We start from the raw sequence: 12,869 nt of genomic DNA, 5'->3' as shown, positions 1-12,869 counted from the left end.
ACCTATCTTCATACACACCTATATTCAGGCAACGCAATCAGTATATTTTTACGGTCAGCTGGAAATTTACGTTCCCGGCTGGCTGACGGTAGTCATTATCAATGCTCACCTGTTCTGTATACCGGTACCCCACGTACCCTTCCGGTGGTTCCTGAAACGAAAAGTCGACCCCCGAATTCGCGTTTACAAATAGCGGTCACCACCTGAAAGGTGGTGAGACACGTCCTTGCCATCAAGCTACCGACTAAACCGCTCCGCCAGACTGTGCAGGTACTCCGCCATGCCTTCAAGCTCGCTACTGATCTGCGAACCTTGTTGAGCCTGGCCTGCGCTCTGATCGCAGAGTTGAGCGATGCGGGTGATTTGCTGGCTGATATTTTCTGCCACGTGGCTTTGTTCTTCGGAGGCGGATGCCATTTGCTGGCTCATGCCGGTGATGCGGGTGACGGACTGGCTGATGCCGTCGAGCGCTTTTTGCACGGCTTCGACGCTGGCGACGCTTTCCTGTGAGATCTGCTCGCCCTTGCTGGCGGTCTGCACGGCGCGGGAGGCGCCGTCGCGCAGGGTGGTGATGATCTGCTGGATCTGTTCGGTCGAGGACTGGGTGCGTGAGGCCAGCGAACGGACTTCGTCGGCGACCACGGCAAAGCCACGGCCCTGCTCGCCCGCACGTGCTGCCTCGATGGCGGCGTTGAGCGCCAGCAGGTTGGTCTGCTGGGCGATGGAAGTGATGACGTCCACCACACTGCCGATGGACTGTGTCGCATCGGCAAGGTCACCGACGGCCTGACCGATCTCGGTTACAGAGTTGGCCATGTGACGGATCGCCAGCAGGCTTTCGTCCGCCAGTCCACGCCCGTGCTGGGCAAGTTTGTCGGCTTCTTCGGCGGCGTGGGCGGTGTTCTGTACGTTGTGGGTGACTTCCTGAATGGTCGCTGCCATCTGGTTGATCGCGGTGGCGGACTGGTCTGCTTCGCTGCGTTGCTGGTCGAGCGATTCAGCCTGCCGAGCCGACAACTGCGCCGATTGCCCGGCGTGCTGCCTGACGCTCTCGCCTGTGTCGACAAGGCGAGTCAAGGCGGCCTGCAGTCGGGCTTCCTCGCTGAGCATTGCCAGATCGAGCTGGCCTTGCGGGCCTCGGTTGTCGCTGTAGGTCAGCGCAACCAGCGCACTGGTGAACGCCTTGGGGTGCTCTTCCAGCGTTTTGCGCAAGCTGTTGCGGTGACGGATTTCGAGAAAGCTGCCTAACGCGAGCAGCACGACGAGAATCATGACGAACGAGGCTTGATCGTCTAGCAGGTACACACCGGCAATCAACGCCAGCGTGCAGAGAATCATCGGCAATTGGCGTACGAGGTGATAAGCCGCAGCGCTGGCTTTGGAGACTGCCGACTTGCCAGCCCGCAGGCGCGCATAGAGCGCTTCGGCGCGGCGCACCTGGTCGCGGGTCGGCAGGGAGCGGACAGATTCGTAACCCACGATGCGGCCGTTTTCGTACACCGCAGTGACGTAGGCGCTGACCCAGTAATAGTCGCCCTGCTTGGAGCGGTTCTTGACCACGCCCATCCAGGGTTTGCCCTGTTTGATGGTTTCCCACATGTGGGCAAATACCGACGCAGGCATGTCGGGGTGGCGCACAAGGTTGTGCGGCTGCCCGATCAGTTCTTCACGCGTGAAACCGCTGAGCGACACAAACGCATCGTTGCAGTAGGTGATGTGGCTGTTGAGGTCTGTCGTGGAAATGAGACGCTCAGACGCTGGAAAGGTCCGTTCTGTCTGGGTAACGGGCAAGTTGACACGCATTGAACATCCACTCCCTGGTAAATGCGAAATATCCTGGGGCACGCCTTGAAGGTGTAGCACACACCCGCCAAGGCACAACCAATGGTCCAGATTCCTTTTATCGTCCGGGAGGGCAAGGTCTTGAATGGACGGGACGCTTTACTTGGCGGTGCCGATCTCTGCACCATGCCGCCTTTGAACCGACACTCGTGTACTGAAGGCCCTCATGGCGCGCAAGACTCAACCTCCTCTGCAGGCTTTCATCGGCGCGATACGCAGGCTGGTCAAGGCCGCGGCGGCGACAATCAGTCGCCGTAAGCCGGACGCTGACAATGAAAAACGGGACGTGTCTGTTGTGGAGGCTGCGCCACTCGGCGTCAGCGAACAGCCTTCTAACACCAGAGCAAAGCCTCGCAAGCGAAAGTCCAAACCGACAACGCCAAAACCCGAAACAAGACCCGCCACGCCCAACTGCCCACACTGCAAAAAGCCCATGGTCATCAAAGTGGCGCGCACCGGAAAGAACGCCGGTGACTTCTGGGGATGTGTGGCGTACCCGAAATGCCGCGGGATTCGGCCGATTTTTAGGAAGGAATGAGGATTCGCGCGCCTACGATCCTGGATCCGCATCGCGATCTCGATATGACGCAGAGCTTCACGGAGCTGCATGCCTACGCAGAACACTTATCGTTATGCACAAATCGACCTGAAGGAATGCGGTATCTGAAAGTGGGAGCGGACTTGTCCGCGAATACTGCGTTTCAGACACTACATCTTCATCGGATGTACCAGCTTTCGCGGACGAGTCCGCTCCCACGGCCGAAATAGTGCTCGCCCCAGATACTCATCGCGACTTTTGTACCGCTCGTTCCCACGCTGTGCGTGCTCCGCGTCCGGTCTTGAACTCACTTGGGCCCTCCCAGTTTCAGCAACAGCCATTCCCACCTCAGGGCACTTTTTCCTGTCTGCCTGCTCGTATCCCTCAGGCACAATGCTGTCCATCCAAAATCAGGCAATCAGGGAGTTCCTATGCCGTCGTTCAGTTTCAAGGCAATTGTGGTGTGCATGGCGTTGGTCGGCACGCTGGGGATGGTTAACGCTCAGGCGGCGTCCAAGACTCAGGCTGCTGCGCCAGCAGCGGCGACAACTCAGAAGGCTTCGCTGCTCGGCGGCAAACTGGCGTTCACGCTGCCTGCGGGTTTCGTGCAGGGCGACATGCCCGAGATCGACGAGAAAGCCAAGGCTCAGGGCGTGACAGGCTCGCTGTACACCAACGCAGCTGAGAAGCGTGTGGTCATCGCGACAGAGACACCGCTGCCGTCGGGCGTTGAGGTCGGTGACAACGACAGCGTGGTGCTGGACGGTCTGGTCGCAGGCACCATGGCCCAGCAGGGCGCGGGCTATAAGGACTTCAAAAAACTGGGCGAGAAAAAGATCGTCAAGAAAAACGGTCTCGGCATCCGTCAGGTGGACACCTCGGCGACCATGAGCGACACCAAGGTGTTGAGCACAACGATTATGGCGGCCTCGGGCAAACGTGCGGCGGTTCTGAATGTGGTCTCCAACGCCAAAGACCCCAAGCAGCACGCCGCACTGGTGAACGCCGTCATCGGCCAATAACCCGCAGCCCCATCACTCCACCCGCAAGGCGCCTGAAAGCAACGCCACCAGCCCCTGCACCTTGGGCAGCGATTCACGGCTGCGCGGCCAGGCCAGGTGCAGGGCCAGGCCGTCAGTGGCCAGATGCGGGAGGATTTCCACCAGTTCGCCACGCTGCAACTGGTCCTTGATCAGCCAGGTCGCCAGTTGCGCGATGCCGCAGGCCGACGTCACGGCAGCGACCTGAGCTTCCCCGTTGCCCACCACAATACGGGCTTCCACCGCCCGTGTTTCAGGCTGCCCCTGCGCGTCAACGAACAGCCACGGACTGACAGAGCCATCGCCCCGACCAAACAGGATGCACGCATGGTCGACCAGATCCTCGAAAGTACGCGGCATGCCGTGGCGTTGCAGATAAGCAGGCGCGGCGCAGAAAATCACCCGTTCGGTCCCCAGGCAGCGATGCGCGAGCCCTGCAGGCCAGATCGACGGACCACCGATGCGCACCGCAAGGTCGATGCCCTCCTCCAGAATGTCGACGAAGCGGTCGGTGAAAGTGACATGCGGGCGCAGTTTGGGATGACTTTCGGCAAACGCCAGAATCTGCGGCAGTACGTGCAGTCGGCCAAAGGTGGCGGGCAGGTCGATACGCAACTGACCGGCCGGCTCGGAGCACTGCGCCGCCAGTGCGGTTTCCGCTTCTTCCAGTTCGGCCAGCATGCGCGTGCAGACAGCATGGTAGGTCGCGCCCTCCTCGGTCAGCGCCAGACTTCGCGTGGTGCGCTCGAACAGCCGCATGCCCAAGCGGCTTTCCAGGCGGGCCACACTTTTACTGACCGCCGAATTGGTCAGGCTCAGACGCTCGGCGGCGGCCGTGAAGCTGCCTGCGTTGGCAACCGCTACAAACGTTTCAATGCCTTTGAGACGATCCGTAGAAAGCATGGATGCAGACCATTGGTGAATTTAATTCCTTAATGTACGGAAAATTCGCCACAGATAGGAAATGGTTTCTGAAATATGCTGGCACGCTAATTTCTATCGGGTTTGTGTCATGTCGTCTCAAGAAACAACATCCGCCGCCGCGAGCGAACGCTCGACCGGGGCCGGTCTGTCCATCGCCATTCTGGCCTTGGCCGGATTTGTGATCGTCACCACTGAATTTCTCATCATCGGTCTGCTGCCCGCACTGGCCAGGGATCTGGGCATTTCGATCTCCAACGCCGGGCTGCTGGTCACCCTGTTCGCCTTCACGGTCATGCTGTTCGGCCCACCGCTGACGGCGATGCTCTCGCACCTGGATCGCAAGCGAACGTTTATCGTGATCCTGCTGATCTTCGCCGCCTCCAATGCACTGGCGGCAGTGTCGAGCAACATCTGGGTGCTGGCGCTGGCGCGCTTCATTCCGGCGTTGGCGTTACCGGTTTTCTGGGGTACGGCCAGTGAGACCGCAGGGCTGATGGCAGGCCCCAAACAGGCAGGCAAGGCCGTTGCTCAGGTGTATCTGGGCATCTCGGCGGCCATGCTGTTCGGCATTCCGCTGGGCACGGTGTTTGCCGACGCAGTGGGCTGGCGCGGCGCGTTCTGGGCACTGACGGCACTGTCTGTCTTGATGGCCGTGTTGCTCGCCTTCTCAATGCCAAAAATGGCACCCACCGAGAAAGTCGGGCTGGCTCAACAGGCCAGAATCCTGCGTGACCCGCATTTCATTGCCAACCTGCTGCTGTCGATTCTGTTGTTCACCGCGATGTTCGGCGCTTACACCTACCTGGCTGACACGCTGGAGCGGATCGCCGGTATCGAGTCGGCGCAGGTGGGCTGGTGGCTGATGGGCTTTGGTGCAGTCGGCCTGATCGGCAACGCACTGGGCGGCCGCTTTGTGGATCGCAGCCCGCTGGGTGCGACCATCGCTTTTGCGCTGTTACTGGCGCTGGGCATGACGGCAAGTGTGCCGGCCGCAGGATCACTGCCATTGCTGGCTGTGGTGTTGGCGGTATGGGGCATTGCGCACACCGCGCTGTTCCCCATCTGTCAGATCCGGGTCATGAAAGCCGCACCGCAGGCTCAGGCGCTTGCTGGCACGTTGAACGTGTCGGCCGCCAATGCGGGCATCGGGCTGGGGTCGATCATCGGTGGCGTCACCATCGAATACCTGGGCCTTGAAGCCGTCGGCTATGTCGCCGCCGTTGTTGCGATGCTGGCCATCGCGCTTGCCTGGCTGACGATGGCACGCAAAGCCCGAACCTCAGGGTCAGCCGTTCCTGCATAACCCACACGTCAAGGGACCGCTTGCCGAGCACGACGGCAAGCGGCTCCAATGGCCTGGCCATTCTTTTGAAGCCCTTCGCTGCACCTCTTCATCCAAATCGTCTTCGATGCGACCGTTCATGACAGCGTAACGAGTTGTTCTCCATGAATAATGGCAAAATGCTCTTCCCATGGCATTTGTGACACGCCAAACTCTACCCTTTCGGTCAAGGATGAAGGTTTCTGACCGGTTCAATCAGATTCCGGTAAGCGTTATGAACCGATTTCAAGGCAAAGGACTGGCATTCGCCAAGCGAATCTATGCGCCACGAACGGTCGGCGTCAGCGTGGGCTTTCTCACCGTCGCAGCCTCCCTGTTTCACCTGAATGCCGCGCCATGGCTTTGGGCATTGGCATTTTTCAATGCGCTGATATGGCCCCACGTTGCCTACTACCTGGCCAGAACATCCAGGCAGCCCTACCAGGCGGAATGGCGCAACCTGCTGACCGACTCGTTCTGCGGCGGCTTCTGGATCGGTGCAATGGGGTTCAGTGTGCTGCCCGCGATCACTGTGGTCGCGATGATGGCCATGCACAACATCGCAGCGGCCGGCCCACGCCTCATGTTCAGGGGCTTCGTCGCCCAAGCGGCAGGCATCATGGTTTCACTGCTGGTGCTGGATCCGGTGATCAATCTCGAAAGCACCCCGATGCAGATGTACGCCTGCCTTCCGGTGCTGGTGATCTACCCGATCTTCATCGGCTGGATGAGCCATCAGGTCACGCTCAAGCTGCGTGAACACAGGAACATACTGCACAGGCTCAGCCGCACCGACAGCCTGACCGGCCTGCTCAACCATGGCGCCTGGAAGGAACTGCTTGATATCGAGTTCGCAAAAAGCCGAAGCCTGAATCAGGACTGCGTGGTCGCGCTGTTCGATATCGATTTCTTCAAGACGATCAACGACACCTACGGCCATCTGGTAGGCGACACGGTGCTGCAGAGCATCAGCCAGGCGATGGTGGACAACCTGCGCAAGAACGACGTCACGGGACGCTGCGGCGGCGATGAGTTCTGCGTAATCCTGCCGGGTGCCAACACGGCGCAAGCCCGCAAAGTCCTTGAAAAGCTGCGGCTGGCCATCGATGAACTCACCTACTCCCTGCACGAAGACTTGAAGGTCAGCCTCAGCATCGGCGTTGCGGCTTATAACCACGGCCTTAATGACACATCGGCCTGGCTTCACGAAGCCGACAAAGCGCTCTACCTCGCCAAAAGCACCGGCCGCAATCGTGTGGTCATTGCGGATGACATTCGCGCCGACTGTCAGGACATGAGCGTTCAGACGTAACGAGTCAGCGCTTGCCTCCAAACAAAAGCGCGNTTGAAGCTTGTGACGTTCATCGCTTTGAACAATGCCGCCCGCATGTCGTCACGCAGGGATTCGACGGTGACTGGCTTGGGCTTGGTGGTTTTCTTCGCGGCCGACTGAGTGCCCTGATCATTTTGGACGTTGTCTTTATCATCGCCATATTTTTCTTTGGAGAGCGTTCTGACATAGTTGTTTTTAAGGTACTCGCGCTTGGCAAACCTGGGCATCAAGGGCTGCGACTCATCTTTCCCATTGGAAAATCGATTGATGACCTGTTCCATGAAATCAAAATCGTTGTGGTAAATAGCGCCGTAATCCTTGTCGGTTATAAAGCGAATGAAACCGTGGTCCAGACGCGTCGTTTTCAGCGCACCACTTTCCAGTATTCGTTGGGCAGAGGCAGCATCTTTATCGGTAAAGCTGTGATAGACCTTGTGTCCTTCGCGATTATAATCTAGCCCCGTATTGCCACGTGCGCTTATTCTGCCATCGTCTTTTTCACGATAAAACGCGAGTCTGGACCCTAACTCATCAACGTACGCCAAATCGGCACCCTGTTCCCGCGCCCACTCATACACTTCGCCCAACAACTGTCTGTCATCACGCGTTAAGAACTCGACTCTTGACCGCGATGTTCCACACTCCGCTTTCCCGAGTACAGGGACAGCACGATTTGGGTCGGTTATATGAAACAGACGTTGCCGCAGAAGTGCTTCTCCACTGATGGACACCGTTGGCATTGGTGGTGTCGGCTTTTCATTGGTTGGCATACTGAAAGCTTTTTCACCCGAACGAGCGGTAAATTTATCAGCCCGATCAACAGCAGTGAAACCGGCGTCACGTGATATTTGCATCTAAAGCTCCAAAAAATTAAGCCCCTGACAACCATTTATCAGGGGCTTGTCTTCAATAGCTCAAATGAAAGGTCACCTTATCAGCGCCCAACGGTCTTATTACCGAAGCGCCGCCCTCCGCCTGATGCAGAACCATTACACTTGTGGAGTAGTTGAAGCCGTGCATGTTAAATTCCTCGGTGCTGCCCTTCCCACCAGGAGCAACCTTTCTACACGCGGTTTTCAGGTTTCCCTCCAATAAATAGCAAAGATGCACATCCTCGTTCAAGGCTGCCGGAAACGAGGTCAAATCCCAAGACACCTTTTGCAACTTAGATCTTGTTGCGGCCATGAACGGATAGTCTGAGAATCTCAGACTGTGCATGCTAATAGACACATAGTTTGGACTCAGCATTAGTCTAGGGGCGCTAACCTTAGTCACATCAAAATCTTTCGCCATACCAATCGCCGGAGCGAAAATCAGTACGAAGCTTAAAACCTTTATCATATAAATTCCTTTTTATAGTGCACACGCATGCGCGCATGCTTTTTTTAAAACCAGAAATACAACAATCTGAAAAATCAAAATCAATCACTGAAGACCGATAGCATCCTCCTCCGTAGATCTTCAGCTAAATCTAACTTAAACATTGCGATTAAAATCCATACATATTTACCGCAAAGCGATCAGCACACCAAAAGCAAACACTTCGTATACAAACTGGAAATCATCCAGTTAACGGTGTCCGAAACGAGATTCTTCTCCTGCTACGTCAACCCTAGCGGGTCAGCGCTTGCCCCCAAACAAAAGCGCANTTGAAGCTTGTGACGTTCATCGCTTTGAACAATGCCGCCCGCATGTCGTCACGCAGGGATTCGACGGTGACAGGCTTGGGCTTGGTGGTTTTCTTCGCGGCCGACTGAGTGCCCTGATCATTTTGGACGTTCTCTTTATCATCGCCGTATTTTTCTTTGGAAAGCGTTTTTACATAGTTGTCTTTAAGGCGCTCGTACTTGGCAAACCTGGGCGTCAAGGGCTGCGGCTCATCTTTTCCATTGGAAAATCGACTGATGACCTGTTCCATGAAATCAAAATCGTTGTGGGACATAGCGCCGTAATCCTTGTCGGTGATAAAGCGAACGAAGCCGTGATCCAGGCGCGTCGTTTTCAATGCATCACTTTCAAGGATCCGTTTAGCGGAGGCCGCATCCTTATCAGTAAAGCTGAGATAAAACTTATGCCCTTCTCCGTCATAGCTGCGCCCCGTATTTTCGCGCACCATTATTCTGCCATCATCTAATTCGCGGTAGGACGCGAGTCTAAACCCCAAGTCATCAACGTACTTCAGATCAGCACCCTGTTCCTGCGCCCACTCGTACACGTCCCCCAGCAATTGCCTGTCGTTATCCGTTAGGAAATCGACTCTACAACCCAATGCCCCACGTTCCATCTTTACAAATACAGGCAAAGCACGATTCGGGTCGGTTATATGAAATAATCTTTGCCGTAAAAGCGCTTCGCCGCTGATAGAAACGGTTGGACGTTGGACGGGCGGTTTTTCGTGAGTGCCTGCTGAAATGACTGCGCCTGCCGACTGGCTGTTTTGAGCGTTCCTTTTATCAAGTTTCATGATGGCGATTCGTGATTCGATATCCTGACTGACAACTCTCATTAATGGCTCCCTTGCTCACGCCTTGGTACTTGCGGGGCGAATAAAAAACACAACGCGTTAAACCGACATCAGCTGACAGCGCGCTGAAGTTCAGGCAAATGATCCAGCAGCCACTGCGGTTCACGGGTTTCTAAAATCACGCTAATCGGTTGTTCCAGTTCCAGTTTGCCGTAGAGCGACTCCTCATGATCCAGATGCGCTTGTTGAGCACTGCGGTAGTCCAGCGGGTAAATGCTTTTCTCGATAGGCAGCAGGCGGTCGAAATGTTCCAGCAGCCCGTGAAAGACAATGCGTCGCTCGACCGTGTTTCGCGTGGTGGCGATGAGTTTGGCGAAGTACTCGCTGTCACCCTGCTTGAGTGCTTCGGCTGCGGCGTAGCGTTCAACCAGCGTGTAAAGCCCGGTGTCGTCGAACACGACACAACACAGATATTCCCGAGGCTTGCGGTAGAACGGGTTATCGGACGGTGGACGACGGCAGAACTCGCCAAGCGCGAACATCACTGCCTGCTCGGCAAGCGACTTGCGCTTTCTGTCATGCAGGCGCCTCAGGTCCTGGAACACCGGAGCTTGCCGTGCCTGCTCCCGAACCTGCCGGGAAAGTCCGGCAAACTGGCCCGCAGGCCCGAGCAGCGCGGCCTGTTGTTGGGCAAGGGCGGCTCGTGAAAGGAGCGACTGGCGCGCGGCCAGTTGCTGGAAGTCCGTCATCGGGTTGATATAAGTACGGTGCGTATCCGGCCGCAATGACTGATCGGAAAGGGAATCCTGATGAACAAGACAAACAGTCACGTGTTGCTCCTTTTGTTGTTTATTGTGCAGTGGCGCCAAACAGTGATGTTCAGCGTATTGATCGGCCCTTGCTAAAACTCGACCCCGGCGTATTCTCTGACGCGGCAGCCAAGACCACAGTGCCAGCAGTAAGAACACAAGCCTGCTCCTGCCGCCCCGCAAGAACAGACACGCGTTAAAACACTTATCTCGATAACGCCTATTCTGGCGAAGTCATCTCGACAAACAATCCGACAGATGTAGGGGGCTGCGGGGTTTGCCGGGAGTCAGCAGAAAAGACATACAGCGCGCCATGAGTTCAGCACGCGTTCTGGCCTGATTCTTTCGAAGCAGTGAAGACACGTGGTCACGCACGGTATAGCCGCTGATGCAGAGCTGCTGTGCAATTTCCTTGTTGGTACATCCTTGAAGCAAAAGCGCCAGGACTTCCTGTTCTCGAAGAGTCGCCCACATGGTATTCCCTCTTGTTGTCACTGTGCCCACGGATGAACGTGTAAGATGCTTCCTACAACTGCCATCCACGACCTCAAGAGCAAATCGGCTTTGATGCCGTTTTGTTTAGCGTTATTTTTTATATTGGAAATTACAGGAAAGCTCCTACAGAGAACTCGGAAACGCTTTAACAATTAAAAAAATAAATACTACAAGCACTATTGACCACGCACCTACGAACCTAATATCAGGTTAAAAGCAGGCGCGAGATGAACTTGCGAATTAATAATTACGATCAATTCTTACAACTGAGTCAGCCACGTCAGGCAATACATTCTTGAAAGCATGTATTGCCTGAATTCATCCGTTCAAGCGGGGGGAGGCAGGTTATCGATGAACTCGAACCGACCGATGGATACCAGCCGGGCTGCTAACTGGCCCGGCCCATCACCACGTCATCGACCTGCACGCCCCTGCGCAGGCCAAACACCACGGCCGTTAGCAGACCGGTCATGCCCATCACGACGGCGTAAAGAACGCAGACCCAGATGTTCCAGGGCATCAGCGCGATCAGCAGCAACGGCGTGGTACTGGCCCAGAACGCATAGGCGATGTTGTACGTGAAGGAGATGCCCGACACGCGGATGTTGGCCGGGAACAGCCCCACCATGACCGAAGGCACCACGCCGACGATTCCGCAGGCCAGACCCGCGATGGCGTAGGCGACGCTGAGCGGCAGCCACTGTTCGATCAGGCTGGCGTACAGCACGCCGATGCCCAGCGGTAGCAAGAGGCTGTAAAGCATGACGCCGCGCCAGGCGCCGATACGGTCGACCAGCATGCCGGCCAGCACGCAGCCGATGTTCAAAAACACGATACCGGCGGCGCTCAGGGCAAACGTCTGGCTGGCCGAGATACCGAAACGTTGCTGCATGACTGTTGGTGTGATGACCACCAATACGACCACAGCCGAGGTGAGCACGAAGGTCAGCAAGGCGGCGGGCAGCAGCGAAGCACGGTGATCTTTCAGGACCTGTTTCAGCGGCAGGCCTTGCAGCCCTTCGCGCTGAGCATGCAGGGCCATGAACACCGGCGTTTCGCTCAGCCAGCGACGCAGCCAGACGCCCACCACGCCGAACACCCCGCCAAGCAGAAACGGAATGCGCCAGGCCCAGTCGAGAATCTCTGCCGGGCTGTAGACACGAGCCAGCCAAGTCGCCGTCAGCGCGCCCAGCAGGTAACCGAAGGTCAGGCCAGCCTGCAGCACGCCCAGAGCGTAACCGCGATGGCCATTCGGGGCGTGCTCTGCGACGAATACCCAGGCGCTCGGCACTTCGCCGCCGACCGCTGCCCCCTGAAGAATGCGCAAGGCCAGCAGCACCAACGGTGCCCAGTAACCGATCTGGGCGTAGGTGGGCATGATGCCGATCAACAGACACGGCAAGGCCATCATCAGGATGCTGAGGCTGAACACGCGTTTGCGTCCCAGACGGTCGGCAAAATGCGCCATCAGAATCCCGCCCAGCGGACGCGCCAGATAACCGGTCACGAAGATGCCGAAGCTCTGCAACAGACGTAGCCACTCGGGCATTTCAGGCGGGAAGAACAGTTGGCTGAGGGTCAGCGCGAAGAATACGAAGATGATGAAATCGTAGATTTCCAGCGCCCCGCCCAGCGCTGCAAGACCCAGAGTCTTGTAGTCACCACGGCTGAAAGGCGCTTGAGGTGGTCGAACGATGGCCGTCATGAAGCCCCCGATACATGGCTGAAAAGCGCGTCCCGCGCTCGCTGGGCGCGAAGAATAGCAAAGCTTGGATCAGGCTGTGGGGTTTGGAGACGGTGTACTTATCGCGGGCAGACTGGTCCCTGCCTGCTGCGCTGCCCTTCGAATGTGACGCAGAGCGTCACAAATAGCACAGATTGCNCACGCGGAGCGTAGGAACGATCAGCGTGATCTCAAGCACGCCGATCATGCCCATGCTTGTGCTCAGCGTTACACCCGAGTCTTGCTGCGACCACGTACTGTGGGAGGCGGCTTGCCGGCGATGCATTCCCTAACGCAACATATCAGCGACTGAACTGACGCCATCGCCGGCAAGCCGCCTCTTATCAAACAACCTGTAACTTACTGAAGAAACGCGATTT

Annotated in this window: 10 protein-coding genes and 2 pseudogenes; 4 read left to right on the top strand and 8 right to left on the bottom strand. The window is 56.9% G+C overall.

The annotated features are described in order from the left end of the window. Positions 1-237 precede the first annotated feature (237 nt). Together AO065_RS04035 and AO065_RS27745 are read right to left on the bottom strand one after the other, a co-directional pair. Positions 238-1,338 (bottom strand): methyl-accepting chemotaxis protein, encoded by a 1,101-nt coding sequence (locus AO065_RS04035; RefSeq protein ID WP_476655278.1) that lies wholly within the window; start codon positions 1,336-1,338, stop codon positions 238-240. Between the two features lie 183 nt (positions 1,339-1,521). After that, positions 1,522-1,803: pseudogene (locus tag AO065_RS27745) on the bottom strand (PAS domain-containing protein); the annotation flags it as partial. Between the two features lie 205 nt (positions 1,804-2,008). On the opposite strand from AO065_RS27745, the gene AO065_RS04030 reads away from it, so the two are divergent. Next, positions 2,009-2,380, top strand: a complete 372-nt coding sequence (locus AO065_RS04030; protein ID WP_004887352.1) for a topoisomerase DNA-binding C4 zinc finger domain-containing protein — start codon at positions 2,009-2,011, stop codon at positions 2,378-2,380. Between the two features lie 431 nt (positions 2,381-2,811). Beyond that, positions 2,812-3,402 (top strand): DcrB/PsbP domain-containing protein, encoded by a 591-nt coding sequence (locus AO065_RS04025; protein WP_004887354.1) that lies wholly within the window; start codon positions 2,812-2,814, stop codon positions 3,400-3,402. Positions 3,403-3,414: 12 nt separating this feature from the next. On the opposite strand, the gene AO065_RS04020 is transcribed toward AO065_RS04025, so the two are convergent. Further along, entirely contained in the window at positions 3,415-4,323 is a 909-nt protein-coding gene (locus AO065_RS04020) for a LysR family transcriptional regulator (protein WP_004887356.1), read from the bottom strand. A gap of 109 nt (positions 4,324-4,432) precedes the next feature. Here AO065_RS04020 and AO065_RS04015 point away from each other — a divergent pair, with 109 nt between their 5' ends. Next, entirely contained in the window at positions 4,433-5,647 is a 1,215-nt protein-coding gene (locus tag AO065_RS04015; RefSeq protein WP_004887358.1) for an MFS transporter, read from the top strand. Positions 5,648-5,900: 253 nt separating this feature from the next. After that, positions 5,901-6,977, top strand: a complete 1,077-nt coding sequence (locus AO065_RS04010) for a diguanylate cyclase (protein WP_004887359.1) — start codon at positions 5,901-5,903, stop codon at positions 6,975-6,977. Between the two features lie 927 nt (positions 6,978-7,904). On the opposite strand, the gene AO065_RS04000 is transcribed toward AO065_RS04010, so the two are convergent. The 5 genes and pseudogenes from AO065_RS04000 to AO065_RS03985 form a co-directional block, all read right to left on the bottom strand. Further along, positions 7,905-8,339, bottom strand: a complete 435-nt coding sequence (locus tag AO065_RS04000) for a hypothetical protein (RefSeq protein WP_004887363.1) — start codon at positions 8,337-8,339, stop codon at positions 7,905-7,907. A gap of 271 nt (positions 8,340-8,610) precedes the next feature. Further along, complete coding sequence (locus AO065_RS03995; RefSeq protein ID WP_063921059.1) at positions 8,611-9,504, bottom strand: hypothetical protein; 894 nt, start codon at positions 9,502-9,504, stop codon at positions 8,611-8,613. 68 nt (positions 9,505-9,572) lie between these two features. Further along, a complete protein-coding gene (locus AO065_RS03990) occupies positions 9,573-10,292 on the bottom strand; it encodes a hypothetical protein (RefSeq protein ID WP_004887367.1) in 720 nt (239 codons plus the stop codon). Positions 10,293-10,491: 199 nt separating this feature from the next. Beyond that, a pseudogene (locus AO065_RS26450) lies at positions 10,492-10,745 on the bottom strand (helix-turn-helix domain-containing protein). 409 nt (positions 10,746-11,154) lie between these two features. Beyond that, the gene (locus AO065_RS03985) at positions 11,155-12,471 is read right to left on the bottom strand and encodes an MFS transporter (protein ID WP_004887372.1); all 1,317 of its coding nucleotides are present in this window, start codon (positions 12,469-12,471) and stop codon (positions 11,155-11,157) included. Between the last annotated feature and the right edge of the window lie 398 nt (positions 12,472-12,869).

It is taken from the genome of Pseudomonas viridiflava (assembly GCF_001642795.1).
GTDB classification, from domain to species: domain Bacteria; phylum Pseudomonadota; class Gammaproteobacteria; order Pseudomonadales; family Pseudomonadaceae; genus Aquipseudomonas; species Aquipseudomonas viridiflava.
Note: the sequence above shows the minus strand (reverse complement) of the source record. Positions and strands in the feature narration are given on the sequence as shown.

Bases quoted from the DNA above. Each gene is read 5' to 3' on its own strand.
- AO065_RS04035 (WP_476655278.1), bottom strand. From the start codon at position 1,338: ATGATTCTCTGCACGCTGGCGTTGATTGCCGGTGTGTACCTGCTAGAC.
- AO065_RS04030 (WP_004887352.1), top strand. From the start codon at position 2,009: ATGGCGCGCAAGACTCAACCTCCTCTGCAGGCTTTCATCGGCGCGATA.
- AO065_RS04025 (WP_004887354.1), top strand. From the start codon at position 2,812: ATGCCGTCGTTCAGTTTCAAGGCAATTGTGGTGTGCATGGCGTTGGTC.
- AO065_RS04020 (WP_004887356.1), bottom strand. From the start codon at position 4,323: ATGCTTTCTACGGATCGTCTCAAAGGCATTGAAACGTTTGTAGCGGTT.
- AO065_RS04015 (WP_004887358.1), top strand. From the start codon at position 4,433: ATGTCGTCTCAAGAAACAACATCCGCCGCCGCGAGCGAACGCTCGACC.
- AO065_RS04010 (WP_004887359.1), top strand. From the start codon at position 5,901: ATGAACCGATTTCAAGGCAAAGGACTGGCATTCGCCAAGCGAATCTAT.
- AO065_RS04000 (WP_004887363.1), bottom strand. From the start codon at position 8,339: ATGATAAAGGTTTTAAGCTTCGTACTGATTTTCGCTCCGGCGATTGGT.
- AO065_RS03985 (WP_004887372.1), bottom strand. From the start codon at position 12,471: ATGACGGCCATCGTTCGACCACCTCAAGCGCCTTTCAGCCGTGGTGAC.